13 protein-coding genes are annotated in these 15,513 nt (G+C 60.9%); 9 read left to right on the top strand and 4 right to left on the bottom strand.

Annotated features, from left to right (window positions below; all coding sequences use genetic code 11):
* The first annotated feature begins 93 nt into the window (after window positions 1–93).
* Window positions 94–690, top strand: coding sequence for a TetR/AcrR family transcriptional regulator (locus ACP15S_RS14365; RefSeq protein WP_425040326.1), 597 nt, complete (start codon window positions 94–96; stop codon window positions 688–690).
* A 63-nt stretch (window positions 691–753) separates the two neighbouring features.
* Here ACP15S_RS14365 and ACP15S_RS14360 read toward each other — a convergent pair whose 3' ends face one another.
* Window positions 754–2,004: an alginate O-acetyltransferase AlgX-related protein gene (locus ACP15S_RS14360; RefSeq protein ID WP_425040325.1), complete on the bottom strand. Its 1,251-nt coding sequence runs from the start codon at window positions 2,002–2,004 to the stop codon at window positions 754–756.
* 814 nt (window positions 2,005–2,818) lie between these two features.
* On the opposite strand from ACP15S_RS14360, the gene ACP15S_RS14355 reads away from it, so the two are divergent.
* From ACP15S_RS14355 to ACP15S_RS14340, 4 genes are all read left to right on the top strand, one after another.
* A complete protein-coding gene (locus tag ACP15S_RS14355) occupies window positions 2,819–3,232 on the top strand; it encodes an SxtJ family membrane protein (RefSeq protein WP_425040324.1) in 414 nt (137 codons plus the stop codon).
* A 30-nt stretch (window positions 3,233–3,262) separates the two neighbouring features.
* Window positions 3,263–3,412 carry a DUF5989 family protein gene (locus ACP15S_RS14350; RefSeq protein WP_425040323.1) on the top strand — a complete coding sequence of 50 codons (150 nt, stop codon included), beginning with the start codon at window positions 3,263–3,265 and terminating at the stop codon, window positions 3,410–3,412.
* A 76-nt stretch (window positions 3,413–3,488) separates the two neighbouring features.
* Window positions 3,489–5,333: a carbamoyltransferase family protein gene (locus ACP15S_RS14345; protein ID WP_425040322.1), complete on the top strand. Its 1,845-nt coding sequence runs from the start codon at window positions 3,489–3,491 to the stop codon at window positions 5,331–5,333.
* A gap of 16 nt (window positions 5,334–5,349) precedes the next feature.
* The gene (locus ACP15S_RS14340) at window positions 5,350–6,210 is read left to right on the top strand and encodes a GNAT family N-acetyltransferase (protein WP_425040321.1); all 861 of its coding nucleotides are present in this window, start codon (window positions 5,350–5,352) and stop codon (window positions 6,208–6,210) included.
* Window positions 6,211–6,213: 3 nt separating this feature from the next.
* On the opposite strand, the gene ACP15S_RS14335 is transcribed toward ACP15S_RS14340, so the two are convergent.
* From ACP15S_RS14335 to ACP15S_RS14325, 3 genes are all read right to left on the bottom strand, one after another.
* The gene (locus ACP15S_RS14335) at window positions 6,214–7,491 is read right to left on the bottom strand and encodes an O-antigen ligase domain-containing protein (protein WP_425040911.1); all 1,278 of its coding nucleotides are present in this window, start codon (window positions 7,489–7,491) and stop codon (window positions 6,214–6,216) included.
* A gap of 2 nt (window positions 7,492–7,493) precedes the next feature.
* Window positions 7,494–8,987, bottom strand: coding sequence for a GumC family protein (locus ACP15S_RS14330; RefSeq protein ID WP_425040320.1), 1,494 nt, complete (start codon window positions 8,985–8,987; stop codon window positions 7,494–7,496).
* Window positions 8,988–9,116: 129 nt separating this feature from the next.
* Window positions 9,117–9,731, bottom strand: a complete 615-nt coding sequence (locus ACP15S_RS14325) for a response regulator (protein ID WP_425040319.1) — start codon at window positions 9,729–9,731, stop codon at window positions 9,117–9,119.
* A gap of 254 nt (window positions 9,732–9,985) precedes the next feature.
* Here ACP15S_RS14325 and ACP15S_RS14320 point away from each other — a divergent pair, with 254 nt between their 5' ends.
* The 4 genes from ACP15S_RS14320 to ACP15S_RS14305 all read left to right on the top strand — a co-directional run bounded on the left by ACP15S_RS14320 (window position 9,986) and on the right by ACP15S_RS14305 (window position 15,506).
* Window positions 9,986–11,377 carry a WecB/TagA/CpsF family glycosyltransferase gene (locus ACP15S_RS14320; RefSeq protein ID WP_425040318.1) on the top strand — a complete coding sequence of 464 codons (1,392 nt, stop codon included), beginning with the start codon at window positions 9,986–9,988 and terminating at the stop codon, window positions 11,375–11,377.
* A gap of 62 nt (window positions 11,378–11,439) precedes the next feature.
* Window positions 11,440–12,318, top strand: a complete 879-nt coding sequence (locus ACP15S_RS14315) for a UTP--glucose-1-phosphate uridylyltransferase (RefSeq protein ID WP_425040317.1) — start codon at window positions 11,440–11,442, stop codon at window positions 12,316–12,318.
* Window positions 12,319–12,416: 98 nt separating this feature from the next.
* Entirely contained in the window at window positions 12,417–12,932 is a 516-nt protein-coding gene (locus tag ACP15S_RS14310) for a molybdopterin-dependent oxidoreductase (protein ID WP_425040316.1), read from the top strand.
* Between the two features lie 30 nt (window positions 12,933–12,962).
* Window positions 12,963–15,506, top strand: coding sequence for an ATP-binding protein (locus tag ACP15S_RS14305; RefSeq protein WP_425040315.1), 2,544 nt, complete (start codon window positions 12,963–12,965; stop codon window positions 15,504–15,506).
* Window positions 15,507–15,513: the final 7 nt, after the last annotated feature.

Raw genomic sequence — 15,513 nt, 5'->3', positions numbered from 1 at the left:
CTTCATTTACATGCATTGTGTATGTAACATCAAATTGCAGATACATGCAAGATGTATGTAAAATAAAATCTGTTATCGATCGGAGCCGCAGGCATGACCCAGGAAAAACCAGCCCGACGCAGCCAGGCCGACCGGCGCGCGGAAACCCGGGCCAAGCTTTTGGTCGCGGCGCGTGCGTTATTTGTCGAACTGGGATTCGCGGAAACCGCGACGCCGGAAATCGTGCGCAAGGCAGGCGTGACGCGCGGCGCGCTCTACCATCACTTCAACGACAAGTCGGAGCTCTTTCGCGCCCTTGCCGAAGACGAGGCCAAGGCGATCTCAGATCACATTGACGCCGAAACACGGCAGGTGAGCGATCCCGAACAGGCCATGATCGCCGGGTCCAATGCCTTCTTTGAGGCAATGCTGGTTCCCGGACGGGTCAAGCTGCTGATGGAAGAAGCCCCAGCGGTTTTGGGACATAATGCAGCTGTCGCTCTCACGCGGGCCAACGGCACGGAAGAATTGCATGATGGGCTCTCAAAAGCACTGCCTGCGCATACGGAGGCGCAGATCACTGCTCTGACCAACCTGCTGTCCGCCGCATTTGATCGCGCGGCGCTCGAAATCGCATATGGCGGCGACGCTGAGACCTACAAAGGCGCTATGCATCATTTGGTTGCCCAAGTGCTTGGCCAAGACGCGTAGGCGTCCCGGGCGTAAAGTCAGACCTCGGCGAGGTAACCTCTCGGGCGCTTTACGCCCCTTACCTCACTGCGCGAGATCGGCCTCAAGCCAACGCGCAATAGTCTCGCCCGCAACCTTATGCCCCTCGGTGTTCCAATGGGTATCTCCCCAGAACCAAGGCGACACACCTTCCGCAGCGCGGCTCTGCAAAGGCTCTGTCAGGTCCAGAAACGCAATGCCCGCGCCGTCGGCCCAACCAGCGACGATCTGGGGGATATCCGAGAGCTGTTCAGCGGGATCACTGATCAGGCTGCGCTCCGGAAAGGCGCACAGATCATGCAGAACCCGATACTTGGTCGGCACGAAAACCAGAGCATAGGTTCCGCCCGCGTCTTCCACCATTTGCTTGAACGCCAAAATCGCCTCCGAGATCGGACCGAACTCCTCCATACGGCCCTCAAAGCTGTTTCTGGTCCAGATGAAGTAATGCGCCTGCTCGCCGATCCGGCAGGACGCAAAGTCCCCCGGATTGCTGGTCAGCCGCACGAGCGGCGCCCAGAGCAGCTTGAGAAGTGAGCGTTCCTTGTAGACAAACGCATCCGCAGGGGCGGGGTTGCGATAGCTATGGGAATCCAACAGATCGTTGCCTTCAAAGAAGAACTGCACGACGCGCCGCCCCTCCAGCGAAATCCCGGCATCCCGCAGCATGTCATGCTGGCGCTGGATGGAAATGCCCAGCAGTGCAGCTTGCGAAACTGGTCTGGCCAGTGCCTCCGACACGACGCTGTCCACAGTCTGGCTCTTGGGCACCAGCGCGCCCAGAACAATGGAATCGCCCAGAATGATGATATCGGCCACATCCGTGCCGTCGTTGCGGAAACCGTAGGAATCGGTCTCGAACGCAAAGGGGATCGGATCATGCGGCACGCCGTAGCGCGTCGCGGCATCCTGATAGGTCTCGCCCGCAACGGATGCGTTGGGCTGCAAACTCCAGCCCGGCCCCTCGGCGGTCGCGCGTTCTGGCGACAAGAGCCCGGACCAGTCAACCAGCCCCATCCGGCCAACCCCTTCCAGCAGAACAAGCACCAAAAGCACAGGCAAAAGGCTGGCCCAGAACGCAATCGCCGCCGAACGGCTGATCCACGCCGCGAAGAAAGCCGCCGCAAGGACAAAGAGCACACTCGCCAGGGCCACGTTTCGCAGCCGCCAGGCGCCAAACAGGAAGTCCGGGCTTTGCGGATCTGCCGCGCTGACATAAAGCGAAGCGGCGCCTGCGGCGAAGAACCCCAGCGCGGCGAGGATCAGGATCCAGCGGTTGGTCCGGGCATCTGTCATGTGGCCTCCTTCGCGGAACCGCTCCGAAAGGTCCCGTCACGGGTCGTGGGGTGAGTGTCTTGCAAGAAGGCAGGAGGCGTTGGCCCGAATTGGCCCGATATCGCCCCATCGAGGGCCAAAGAAACAAATGCCATCATCGGTTCTGATTGTCGCGCTCCAGCCAACGAATGGCCCGAATGTCGCGAAAAGCGTTCACAAAAATCTGGTGACATAGTTAAACGTCCCTGCACTCGTAATACGGCATCTTGATTACAACCGAACGCGCGTGCAGGCAAGAAACCGCGTGACCCCCAGCATGGCGATGCGCGCCAGCGTGACATGACAGGCCGTCCGCCGGGCGCAACCCCCGCCGCGTGCGACGCGCCGCCCTTGCGACAAGTCCCGCACATTCGGACGTGGGACGCATGGCGTCAGGACAACGTTTGCACTGATTTATCAAATATTCGCAAAATCTTAGACATCCTCCAACCATCATGCTGCAATATCCCTTTGCAACGCTCCGCAGACAACAGAGCGGACAGCCTATGCCCGTGCCTCGCGCCCGCCTGAGCCGTGAAAGCGATCTCAACGGAGTGACGCGCAAGTCGACCGCAGCGCGCGGTGCCAAGTGTCATGCGCCCGCCCCTGTCCATTTCGCAGACGATCAAGCAAACGGCCCTGCATGCGCCTGTCTGGTAGGCAGGGCTCCTTTTTCCAAGGCGGATCGCCAGCGCATCACCTGAAGAATTATTGACAAGCCATTCCGAAATTGGGCACTTGTTTTCGCGAGTAATTGGTGGCCGGTTTTGTTACAACCGGGAGTGAAGGGGTACAGATGTCAGACGTTGCATCGCATAGTGAAGTCAAAATCGGCTCGGAGCGCTCGTTCGGCCTCGTATTCGCAGCCGTGTTCGCAATCATTGCGTTTTGGCCTGTGGTCATGTCGGGCGGGTCCGTGCGGCTCTGGGCGCTGATTATTGCGCTGGGTTTTGCGGCCATTGCCTTCATTGCGCCGCGCCTCTTGGCACCGCTCAACAAAGTCTGGTTCAAATTTGGCCTGCTGCTCGGCGCGATCATGGCGCCCCTCGTCATGGGCTTGATTTTCGTCCTGACCGTCATCCCTATCGGGTACGTCCGGCGGATGAAAAACCCCGACCCTTTGAAGCAACGCTTTGACCCGGACGCCGAGACATATTGGGTGACACGATCAAAAGACGATCCGCCCAGTTCCATGACCAAACAGTTTTAAAGTCAATCGATACACCAGGAGTGAGACGGCATGACATTTGTCAGTGAATTGTGGGAATTCGTGAAGGTCCGGAAAAAGTTCTGGATGCTCCCGATCCTGTTTTTAATGGTGGTTCTGGGGGGCCTTATTGTTCTGACGCAGGGCTCCGCGATCGCGCCGTTCATCTACACCCTCTTCTAGTACCCCCACTCCAGCGACCTGCCGCGCCTTGCACAAGCGCGGCGGGCCTGTGCGTAACGATTTGAAGGATTGTCCTGTGTCAGCCATCTTGGGAATTTCGGCGTTCTACCATGACAGCGCAGCAGCGCTTATTGTCGACGGACAGGTGATCGCCGCCGCACAGGAAGAACGGTTCACGCGCAAAAAGCACGATGCGAGCTTTCCGCGCCATGCCATCGAATATGTGCTCTCCGAAGCCGGGCTCAAACTCGACGATGTCGAGGCCGTCGCCTTCTACGACAAGCCCTTTTTGAAGTTCGAGCGCTTGCTCGAGACCTATGTCGCCAATGCGCCGCGCGGCTTTCGCTCCTTCAAGATCGCGATCCCGGTCTGGATCAAGGAAAAGCTTTTCCAGAAATCCATGCTCCTCAAAGAGCTCAAACAGATAAGCGAAACAGCTGATCTGCGCGACAAGCTGATGTTTGCCGAGCACCATATGAGCCATGCGGCCAGCGCCTACTATCCCTCGCCTTTCGAGGAAGCCGTCGTGCTGACGCTGGACGGTGTGGGCGAATGGGCCACGACCACGGTCGCCATCGGACGGGGCAAAAAGCTCGAGATGGTCAAGGAAATACACTTCCCCCATTCGCTGGGCCTGCTCTACTCGGCTGTCACCTATTACACGGGTTTCAAGGTCAACAGCGGCGAGTACAAGGTCATGGGCCTCGCTCCATACGGCGAGCCGCGCTTCAAGGATCTCATGCTCGACAAGCTGGTCGATCTGAAGCCAGACGGCTCCTTCCGGCTCAATCAGGAGTATTTCAACTACGCCACGGGTTTGACCATGACGAACCAGAAGTTCGCCGATCTCTTTGGCCGCCCCGTGCGCGCGCCAGAGAGCGAGCAGCTGGATCAATTCCACATGGATATGGCCGCCTCCGTGCAAGCTGTGACGGAAGAAATTATCCTGACCATGGTGCGTGCGCTGGCCCAGGAATTCAAAATCCCCAACCTGTGCATGGCGGGCGGCGTGGCGCTGAATTGCGTGGCCAATGGCAAGCTTCTCAAGGACGGGGCCTTCAAGGACATCTGGGTGCAACCCGCCGCGGGCGATGCCGGTGGCGCTTTGGGCGCAGCGCAGGCCGCCTGGCATCAAGAACTGGGCCATCCGCGCCATTTGCCTGCAGGCAAACGGGACGGGATGAAGGGCGCCTATCTGGGTCCGGTTTATAAGCAATCCGACATCGAGCACCGTCTCAGCGCGGCGGGCGCGGTTTTTGAATCCCTGTCCGAGGAAGACATGATCGAGGCCACGGCCACGGCGCTGGCCGATGAACAAGCCGTCGGCTGGTTTAATGGTCGCATGGAGTTTGGGCCGCGCGCGCTCGGCGGGCGCTCGATCCTCGGTGATCCACGCTCCGAGAGCATGCAGAAGACGCTCAATCTCAAGGTCAAGTTTCGCGAGAGTTTCCGCCCCTTCGCCCCATCTGTCCTGCGCGAGGATATGGCCGAATGGTTCGATCTGGATTACGACAGCCCCTACATGCTGCTCGTGGACCGTGTGCAGGACGCCAAGCAACGGAAGATGACGGCCGAGGAAGAAAACCTCTTCGGGATCGAGAAACTCAATGTGGCGCGCTCGGAGATCCCCGCGATCACCCATGTTGATTATTCAGCACGGATCCAGACGGTACATGAGGATACCAACCCCCTGTATCACAAGGTGATTTCAGCGTTTAAGGCCAAGACGGGCTGCCCCGTCGTCGTAAACACTTCGTTCAACGTGCGCGGCGAGCCCATCGTCTGCACGCCGGAGGATGCCTTCCGCTGTTTCATGGGGACCGATATGGATATGCTGGTCGTCGGCCGCGCGGTGCTGCGGAAAGACAATCAGGATCCAAGCCTGAAAGAAGACTACAAGAACAAATACGAGCTGGACTGAAGCGCTCCAAAACATCGTGACGCCACGGACCCGCGCGCCTGTTGCCTTCATCGTCTTGGGCAACGCGCGCAGCCGTGATCTTTTTGGAGCGATAGCCGCGCTTGTCGGGTATAACGCGTCCATGTCTGCATTCGCCCAGTCCTCCCAGCCAACGCACGACCTGCGACAGGCCTACCTGTCATCGCTCCCGGAACCTCAGGAATGGTTTCTTGAAGAGCTTGTAGAGGCGGGGCAGTTCTGGACGCATGAAGACGGGTCCTATGGCGTTCTGCATGGGCAAACACTTGTCGAGTATTTCAGCGCTGATGCGGCGCATGCCGGAGAACTGCTCAGCGCGCTTCACGATCAGACCAGCTTCTCAATGGCGCTCGCCAAGTCCTTTGATCGGCCCTTTGTGCAATCGCTGAAACAGCTTGGCTGGGCCGCGTCTGTCGGAGGGCATCTCTTCAGGAAAAGAAGCGCATACGACCGCACGGACATCGCCGCCGCACAAATCCGCCCTGCAACGCAGGATGACGTGCAGTCCCATTGGCACATCAACGATGATTTCTTTGAAACCGAGGACGAGGTCCGCGCGCTGGCGGATAGAGGCCGTCTTTTGACTGTGACGATGGACAGGGAAATTGCAGGCTGCGGTGTGTTCCAGCGGGTCATCGCAGATCGCGACGCCGTGGATATCGGGATGATGGTCGCGCCAAACGTCCGGCGGAAAGGTTTGGGGACATTTATCGTCTGCGCGATGGCCGATCGCGTTGAGGCTGAGGGGCTCCGCCCGATCTGCGGATGTGGCGCCCGCAATACCGCCTCAAAAGCCACGCTTGAGAAAGCGGGCTTCGTGAGTAACCATCAACTCCTGTCATTTGCGCAAGGCAGGTAGGTCTCACCGGACACTGGGCCCAGTCTTCGCCAGTTCCACCTCCCGGATATGAATTCCAAGAATGAGCAGCGCAGGCCAAAGCAGATAGGCTTCGATCTCGATATTCTCACCAAAACTGAGCAGCAGGAGCGTCATGCAGATGCCCATCGGCAAACGCCCACGCGGATGGCGCGCCGCATCGAACATCGTGAAGACCAATGTCGCCACGAAGGGCACAAGGAACGCGAAAAACCCCACCAGTCCCTTGACGAAGAGCAATCCATACCAGGTGTGATGGCTGCCAATGGGCATATATTCCACCAGATGTGCGCCCGGCCGCACCGTGCCATGGCCAAACCAGAACGCGTCGTTCTGCCAGCGCTCGTAGGCGATTCGCTGCAAGGTTTCGCGCACCCGCGTGCTGTCGGCGCGCGCCGATTTGAACCCCTCCACACCGGCCTGCGCGGCATGGATCACCATATTGCCCCAGATCGCAAAAGCAGACGCCAGCGCGCTCACCGCAGCCCAGGCCCAGGAATGCACGATCAAAGCAATCAGGCGTGGGCCCAACGTGCAGGCCACTAGTCCCACCAACCCCATCCGCGACTTCGACGCCAGGATCATCAACACCCCCGCCGCCACACCAACAGCCAGCCACCCCCTGTGCCGCTCTTCCAGCGCAAACAGGACCGTCAGGACGCCCAGAAGCGCCGCAAAGGGGGACCATGGCGCATAGAACTGCCAACGCGGTGTCCAGCTCGCAGGATCGAAGGTGAAGAGATAGAGCGTAAAGTATTCCGGTCCCGGACCGCCCACGGCCTTGAGCGGCGAGGTGAAGATCCGTTCGGGCAGGCCGATATAGGGCGCAGCCAACAACAGCGGCGCGAGGATCAAGGTGCACAGCGCCACATATCCTTGCGCGCGGATCAAGACCTCGCGGCGGATGGGGAGCACAGATCCGGCGAGAATGAACAGCGCCAGCAGAGCCCAGCCCTTGGCCCACCCGATGGAGGATTTGATCGTCTTCTTGACGCCCAGCCCCCAATCCAGATGTCCCACCCAAAGCGCGAAGAGCATCACTGCCATGCCGAGGATCCACAGCCAGACAAGCGCGGGGATCGGCCCGGTCGGGCGCAACTCCGTCCGGAGCGCGTCGTCAAAATAGAGCGCAAAGGCCGCAAGGCCTGCCAGGATCCACGCCAGAACCGGCCCCACCACGTAAAGCGCGCCCAAGGCATAGAAGGGCCAGGTCCAGATGAGGGCCCGCCAGACAATGCGCTCGGCCAGAGTTTCAGGGCCCATGGTCATGCGGCACTGCTCGGCGCAGGGGCTGCGAAGCTGCGCGAGATCACCTTGTTGATGATCGGACGGCGGATCCAGGCAAGGAGAAAGCCGATCATCAGCATGAGCGTGCCCGCAATCCCCGCAGCGATGGACAATTTGCGGTTTGGCGAAGATGGACGCTCCGGCAGTGACGGGTTTTCCAGCACCTGCACGAGCGGATAGGAGGCATAAACATCGGTCTTTTTGGCCTCACTGCGCGCAATGGCCGAGGCGAAGACGGCTTCGGCCACGTTGAAATCGCGCTGCATATCCTCGAGCTGCGCTGCGATCGGCGCCAGACGCATGAGCCTTTGAGCTTCGGTTGTGTGATCCCGCTCCAAGGACGCGGACTGTTCCTCCAGCCCGGATAGGATCGAGGCTTCCCGCACCAACTCGCCCAGAAGCTGGGCCCGCTGACCATCAGGCGCACGATCCAGCCCGGTAAGCTCCTCGGCTTTCAGGCCCGTTACCTCCCAGGCGCGATCCATGAGCGCCTGACGCGCCGCCTCGAACCTGGCTTGGGCCTTTTGACGCGCGGGGTGCCTGGGTCCGAACTTGCTCTGCGCTTGCGCCAACGCGCCGGATTGCAGGGCAATGTCACTCAGAAGCGTCAGGTAGGTTGCATCGGCATAGAGCTTGAGCGTCGCCGCAGCCGTATGCGCAGACAGGCCAAGCGAGGCCTCAAACGCCGCGACCTTCTGCGCCTGTAGATCCCGCGCCGCGGCCAGCGTCGTGATCCGGGTCTTGAGCGCGTCATTGGCCGCGACTTGTTGCGTGTATTGATCGACAGAGGTCAGCCCGCTGCTTTTTTGCAAGCGGTTGATGCGCGCGCGCGTCTCTTCGACAGAACGGTTGTACTCCTCGATGGCCTGAGTGCCGCTGCGTTCACGGGTGGCAATCTCATCAGCCCGCAGCGCATCGATTTCCGCAAAAAAGGCCGCCAGAAGCGCGTCACCATAGGCTTGCGCCTCCCCTGGTGAGCCGCTTTTGACCTCGATGTGAATAAGGCTCGTCTGGTCCACCAGTTTGATGCGCGGTTTTGGAAGCGCCTCCTTTGATGCCCCGAGGGTTTCCGCCGCCGCCGCGAGAATGCGATCCGCCCCGATCAGGCGCTTGTAGGTCTGGGTGGGGCTGATGGACCCATTGGCAAAGGCGGAATTCGCATAGGACGAGGCCTGACCGATATTGTTGAGGTTAACCGAGGCCGACGCGCCCGAGCCCGGCAGGATCAGCGAGGCATGCGAGGAGTATTTGGGCGGCGTTGACATCAAATACCCGCTGATCGGCGCCCAGAGCAGAGCGGCCGACAGGCCAAACATCGCCACATACCGCGGCAAGCGCCCCAGATCGCCGACGCGCCCGCCCGACAAGAGCCGCTTGATGCCGATACCACGGAGGGGCTGGCGAATGACGCGCAAAACGTCGAGCGGTTTTGACGGGTCTTTGGCGTGGGCAGATGTCTGGGACTGGAGCATGGCGTATCCTCTCGATTAAGAGAGTGCTATGCGATGCGGCCCCGCCCCGTCTCGGACGCGAGCGGGTAAGCTGCGGGGCGTTTGGAGGGCCACCCTATCCGGTGGGATAGGTCATGGCAGACGCCGCCTTCAGAACAGCCCTGCTTCCTTGGCGATCAACGCGGCTTGGGTGCGGTTTGCGGCGCCCACCTTGCGGTAAAGCGTTTTGACATGCAGCTTGATGGTGGGCTCGGATAGGTCCAGATCCCGGGCAATCTCCTTGTTGGATTTGCCTTCGGTGAGCCCTTTGAGCACCTGCTGTTCCCGCCCGGTCAGTTTCTTGGCCAGAGGGTGATCCGTCGCGTCATCGTCTGCCGTCATCAGTCCTACGGGCATATATTGCTCCCCCATCGCCATGAACTGGATCGCGTTGACCAGTGATTTGGCGGGCAGGGTTTTGGGCACAAAGCCTGACGCGCCCAGCTCAATCGCCTGCTCGGCCAGCGCCTTGGAGGCATCGCCCGTGATGAGGGCCACATGCTTCGCGCCCTCCAGCGCGATGGCCTCTTTGAGACCGGTCATGCCGTTCATCCCCGGCATGTTGAGATCGAGCAGGACGAGATCAAAGGGGCCGTCTGCCGCAATCCGCGCCTTGGCGCTCGGGAAATCGGGAGCGGTGACCACACTCATATTGCCCGACGCCTCGATGAAAGCCACGAGCGTGTCGAGCACCAGCTCATGGTCGTCGGCAATAAGAACTTTCATGCGGCAAACTCCGGCCCGTATCTTCATTAACAGTCTTTTAACGCAAGCAGCGCGTCACAATAAAGACGCGCATCGGGAGGGGCGGCCTATCCCATTGGATACCTCGGCCGCGCGTCCGTTCAGGATTGATTAACCAAACGCGCACAGAGCGCTCCGCTTGCACGCCAATCCATCCCTTCGCCCGTCTCCACGACGCGCTTTATGTCAGGCAAATCAGGCACATCGACCGCAACGTCCCGATGGAGCCCCTTGTCATGAAACATACCGATCAGTCCCAATTCATCGCCTTTGACAGCCCCGCCCTGCCGGTAACACCTGTGCTGGGCCTGCCGCTGGTCAACGCAAAAACACACGAAGTCGCGCAGGCCATCCTGGCGCCTGGGCGCAAAACAGTGGCCTTCTTCAATGCCCATTGCGCCAATGAACGGGCCAGAACCCCGGCCTATGCCCGCGCGTTGCGGCGCGCGGAGTTTGTTTTGCCCGATGGGATCGGTATCGAGCTCGCCGCCAGACTGGACGGCCGGGCATTGGCAGAAAACCTCAACGGCACAGATTTTGTGCCCGCGCTTCTGGCCCGCGCGGCCAAAGCGGGCAGGTCGGTTTTCTTGCTGGGCGGCAGGCCCGGCACAGCACAAGCGGCCGCGCAAAGGCTCTGCATGGACATTCCAGGTCTGCGCGTGGTGGGGATGCGTGATGGCTATGGCGGGATCAAACGTCGGCAGGACACGATCGATGAGATCAACGAGAGCGGCGCGGATATCGTGCTCGTGGCGTTGGGCGTGCCGCTGCAGGAGCTCTGGATCGACGCAAACCGCCACGCCATTGACGCAGACGTGGTTCTGGGCGTCGGGGCGCTCTTTGACTTTCTTGCCGGAAACGTGCGCCGGGCACCTGGGCTCGTACGTCGGGCTCGCATGGAATGGGCCTGGCGTCTGGCGATGGAGCCACGGCGCATGGCCAAACGCTATCTTGTTGGCAACGCCACCTTCCTGGCCCGCGCTGCACTCTTTGCGTGGCAGTCTCCGGAGCGGGCCGCGCGCCGGGCCGAGGCGATGTCTGCGCAGCGCGTCCTCGATATCGCGATCTCCGGTGCAGCCCTTCTTGGTCTGGCTCTGCCCATGGGTGCCATTGCCATGGCAATCCGCCTCGATAGCAAGGGACCAGCCTTGTTTGCCCAGACACGGACCGGCAAGGACGGCAGGACGTTCAAGGTGCTCAAATTCCGCTCCATGGTCACGGATGCGGAAGCCCGCCGCGCGGCTCTGCTTGCCACGTCAGACCGCGAAGGCCTCTGCTTCAAATCGCGCACCGACCCAAGAGTGACTCGCATTGGCAAGGTCTTGCGCCGCCTGTCGCTTGATGAGTTGCCGCAGTTGATCAATGTCCTGAAGGGCGACATGTCCATCGTGGGGCCGCGCCCGGCCTTGCCGGAAGAAGTGGCCCAATATCCCGCCCGCGCGCTGCAACGCCTGAAGGTCAAACCCGGGATCACAGGGCTCTGGCAAGTGTCTGGCCGGGCCACAATCGGTTTTGACAAGATGGTCGATCTCGATCTCGCCTATGTGCGCAACCGTTCTGTCTGGCTCGACATGCTGCTGATCGCGCTCACGTTCCGCGCCGTCCTCTCCGGGCGCGGCGCGTACTGAGCGCGGCGCTGCCTGACCCTCCCTTCCTCACATTGAACCCATATCACCAAAGGACACCTGTCATGACCAAAGTTCGCAAAGCCGTCTTCCCCGTCGCGGGTCTCGGCACCCGTTTTCTGCCCGCCACCAAATCCATTCCCAAGGAAATGCTCCCGCTCGTGGACCGCCCGCTGATCCAATATGCGGTGGATGAGGCGCGCGCGGCGGGGATCGAAGAGTTTCTCTTCATCACCTCCCCGGGCAAGGCCGCGCTTGAGAGCTATTTCGGCGCCGTGCCTCTGTTGGAGCATCAGCTCGCGCAAGCGGGCAAGGCGTCGGCGCTGGAAACGCTGGCCATGGCGCGTCTGCCCGAAGGCTGCGCCAGTTTCATCCGCCAGGACAGCCCGCTGGGGCTGGGCCATGCAATTGCCCTGGCGGAGCGCTGGGTTGGCGACGACGCCTTCGCGGTCATCCTGCCCGATGATGTGGTGCTGAGCGAGACCCCGGCCCTGGCGCAGATGGTTGAAGCGCATCGCAGGCTAGGCTGTCATATGGTGGCGACGGAACATGTCCCCGCAGATCGGATCAGCGCCTATGGCGTGGTTGATATCGAACAGGCCTACGGATCCGTGCAGCGCGTGCGGGGGCTTGTGGAAAAGCCCGCTGCCCATGAGGCCCCATCGGCCTTTGGCATTGTCGGGCGCTACATTCTGCAGCCGTCGGTCTTCGCGCACCTGCGCAAAGGCACGCGCGGCTCTGGCGGTGAAATCCAGCTCACGGATGCCATCGCCGCGGATCTGGCACAAACAGGCGTGGCCGGTTTCGCCTTTGAGGGCACGCGGTATGATTGCGGCTCGGTTCCGGGTTTTGTCGATGCCACTGTGGCCTTTGCCCAGGCAAGGGCTGATATTGCCCCTAAGCTCGCGCAGGCCGCCAAAGACCATGTTTACAAGGCGGCGTGAGGCAAACCTATCCGAAAGGATATATCCCTATCCCCTTGCCCAATTGCGAGACGACACCTCCGCACGCCATATTCAAGACAACGTCTATGGAGAATCCCATGCGAGCCATAATCCCACCACTCACGGTAATACTCGTCGTTATGGCTTGGAGCAGCGTTGCAGCAATGGCTGAGGCGCTCAAGACCCCTGAGGCAGACATCGTCTTGTCCGTCTCAGGGGACATTGCCCAGACCAACGCCGAAGGGCTTGCCGTCTTCGATATGGACATGCTGCGCGCCATGCCGGTTGAAACGATCACGACCACCACGATCTGGACCGAAGGCGAGCAGGTGTTTGAGGGGGTGCCGCTCAAGGCTGTCATGGACATGCTGGGCGCCACGGGCTCGGTCATTCTGGCCAGCGCCATCAACGACTACACCGTCGAGATCCCTGCCGACAGCCTCACCGAGACCGTACCGATCGTGGCCTTCGCGCAAAACGGCGAAGAAATGTCGCGCCGTCAAAAGGGACCGCTCTGGATTGTATACCCCTACGATCGCGCTCCGGAGTTTCGCACGGAAGTCATCTATTCGCGCAGTATCTGGCAACTCGACAGGCTTGAATTCGCACAGTAGCGTCGCGCACAGCTTTACCGGGCAACGCAAATGCTGGCAAAATTACCCAAGATCAAAAGACAGACCTGGGCGGCGATCCTTTTCGTCGCCCCTTTTGTCGTCGTGCTGGTCGCCGCATTCATTCTGGGCCGCGACGTCTTTGAAGACCTGGAGCGGCAACGCACTGCAAGCTCGGACAATGTGCAATGGACGCTGACGCAGGTTGAGGTGGAATACCTTTCCTATCTCAATGCGCTGGATCACCTTGTCCATGAAGCTGACGGCGGCAACCCGCTGGCGCAAAATGAGCTGCGCAAGCGGTTTGATGTCTTCTACAGCCGGGTAGATACGCTGCACGCCTCGCCGCTCTTTGCAGAGCTGCGCGCCACGCCAGCCTACAGCATTCCGCTGGCTGTCGTGCGGGGCTATCTGACATCTGCTGTACCCGTGATCGATAGCGCGAGCCTGACCCAAGACGTCATTTCCGGAGAGCTCCTCGAAGGCGCGGAAGCCATTCAGGACGACATTCGCGCCCTGTCGCTCAGCGGCCTGTCCTATTTTGCCAACCTGTCAGACGCGCGCCGCACGCAAACCGCCCAGACCCTCGCGCGGCTCGGGATGATGGCCGGAGCGCTGTTGTTCATGCTGGTCACGCTGGCAGGCTATCTGCTCTTCATCAACCGCAAGATGCGGCAGCGCGGGCGCGCATTGCGACAGGCCAACAACCGCGTGCGCACGGTCATGGCCACTTCGCTGGATGCCGTCATCATCGTGAATTCCGACGGGCATGTGCTTGAGTTCAATCCAGCCGCCGAACAGATTTTCGGCCGCACCCGCGCCGAAGCGCTTGGCCAATCCGTCGGTGATCTTGTCATCCCGCAGAACATGCGCGCAGCCCATGCGGCGGGGATGGAGCGCATGAAGGAAGGCGGCGAGCGGCACGTGGTGGGCAAAGGCCGGGTTCAATTGGAGGCCGTGCGCGCCAATGGCGAAGTCTTCCCGGTGGAGTTGGCCCTCGAATCCGCCTTTGACGGCAGCGAGGAGATCGTCATTGGCTACATCCGCGATATCTCCAAGCGCGTGGCCGCCCAGGAGGAATTGATATCGGCGCGCGATGAGGCGCTGGCGGGGGAAAAGGCCAAGGACAACTTCCTCACCGTGATGAGCCATGAGATCCGCACGCCGTTGAACGGGCTTCTGGGCAATCTCTCGCTGCTGACGAATTCCAAACTGACCGGCGATCAAAAGCAGCTTACCCATAACATGCAGGTCTCGGGTCAGGTCTTGATGAACCATGTCGATTCCGTGCTCGATATTGCGCGCTTTGAGGCGGGCAAGCTGAGCGCCGCGCGGGAGGCGGTTGATCTCAGCGCGCTGATGCAGGATCTCGTGGATGGTCAAAGCGGCAACGCGGCCTCCAAGGGCAATGCGATTGAATGGCAATGGGTCGGCCCGGCCCGGCCTTGGGTGTTGAGCGATGCACAGCGCCTGCGTCAGATCCTGCTCAACCTCGTGGGCAACGCCATCAAGTTCACCGACAAGGGCCGCATCTCGCTCGAAGTCGAGTGCAGCCCCACCACTGATCCCGAGCGAACAGAGTATGAATTTCGCGTGATCGATACCGGCATTGGCATCGCTGAGACCGATCAGGCCCGCGTTTTCGATGATTTTGAGACAAGTGATCCCTCGATCAGCCGCAATGTCAGCGGGACCGGGCTTGGCCTTGGCATCGCCAAGCGCTTTGTCGCGGCCCTTGGTGGTGAGATTGGCGTGGAAAGCGAGCCCGGTGCAGGCAGTGTGTTCTGGGTCAGGTTGCCTATGGAAGAAACGGCGCCCGGACCCGTCAAGACCGACACCCAGGATGCCCGCGCCGTAGACAGCCGCCTCGATGTGCTCGTCGTGGAGGACAATGAGATCAACTCCGAAGTCGTGCGCCGCATGCTGGAGCTCGATGGCCATGCCGTGACCCTGGCCGAGAACGGACAGGCTGGTGTTGATGCCGCGCGGGTCCATCGGTTCGACGTGATCTTGATGGACATCTCGATGCCCGTGATGGACGGGCCCACCGCAACCCGCCAGATCCGCGCAGGCGACGGCAAATCCCGGGCGACCCCGATCATCGCCGTCTCCGCCAACGTGCTGCCCGGCGCAACCGAATCCTTTCGCGAAGCCGGGATGAATGCCTTTCTGGGCAAGCCGCTGACCGTGGAATCCTTGCGGCACGCGCTCTCAACCATCCTGCATGGCAGCGTCGAGAGCCTGGCCCCACCCCCGCAACAGACATCGACGCTGGACGATCTCAAAGCACAACTGGGCGCGGATAAGACCGTCGGTCTGCTGGGTAAATTCATCGCGGAGGCCGATGACGTGATGGCGCGGCTGAAGACGCAGGATTTGCACGCAGAGGGCCTTGCGGAGGCCTGTCACAAACTGGCGGGCAGCGCCGGTCTCTTCGGTTTGGAGGCGCTGCGCGCGGCGCTTGTCAGTTGCGAGACGCATCTCAAGGAGGGGCGCATTGAAGAGGCCCGCAGCGCCGCACAGGCAAGCGAGGCCGCGTGGTCCAGGACGCGGCCTGCGCTTTTGGCTGAACTGTAGACGCCCG

Origin of the sequence: Primorskyibacter sp. S187A (assembly GCF_049800955.1) — a bacterium.
In the GTDB taxonomy this organism is placed as follows: Bacteria; Pseudomonadota; Alphaproteobacteria; order Rhodobacterales; family Rhodobacteraceae; genus JAKVBH01.
Note: the sequence above shows the minus strand (reverse complement) of the source record. Positions and strands in the feature narration are given on the sequence as shown.

Bases quoted from the DNA above. Each gene is read 5' to 3' on its own strand.
- ACP15S_RS14350 (WP_425040323.1), top strand. From the start codon at position 3,263: ATGACATTTGTCAGTGAATTGTGGGAATTCGTGAAGGTCCGGAAAAAG.
- ACP15S_RS14330 (WP_425040320.1), bottom strand. From the start codon at position 8,987: ATGCTCCAGTCCCAGACATCTGCCCACGCCAAAGACCCGTCAAAACCG.
- ACP15S_RS14360 (WP_425040325.1), bottom strand. From the start codon at position 2,004: ATGACAGATGCCCGGACCAACCGCTGGATCCTGATCCTCGCCGCGCTG.
- ACP15S_RS14320 (WP_425040318.1), top strand. From the start codon at position 9,986: ATGAAACATACCGATCAGTCCCAATTCATCGCCTTTGACAGCCCCGCC.
- ACP15S_RS14325 (WP_425040319.1), bottom strand. From the start codon at position 9,731: ATGAAAGTTCTTATTGCCGACGACCATGAGCTGGTGCTCGACACGCTC.
- ACP15S_RS14365 (WP_425040326.1), top strand. From the start codon at position 94: ATGACCCAGGAAAAACCAGCCCGACGCAGCCAGGCCGACCGGCGCGCG.
- ACP15S_RS14305 (WP_425040315.1), top strand. From the start codon at position 12,963: ATGCTGGCAAAATTACCCAAGATCAAAAGACAGACCTGGGCGGCGATC.
- ACP15S_RS14335 (WP_425040911.1), bottom strand. From the start codon at position 7,491: ATGGGCCCTGAAACTCTGGCCGAGCGCATTGTCTGGCGGGCCCTCATC.
- ACP15S_RS14310 (WP_425040316.1), top strand. From the start codon at position 12,417: ATGCGAGCCATAATCCCACCACTCACGGTAATACTCGTCGTTATGGCT.
- ACP15S_RS14355 (WP_425040324.1), top strand. From the start codon at position 2,819: ATGTCAGACGTTGCATCGCATAGTGAAGTCAAAATCGGCTCGGAGCGC.
- ACP15S_RS14315 (WP_425040317.1), top strand. From the start codon at position 11,440: ATGACCAAAGTTCGCAAAGCCGTCTTCCCCGTCGCGGGTCTCGGCACC.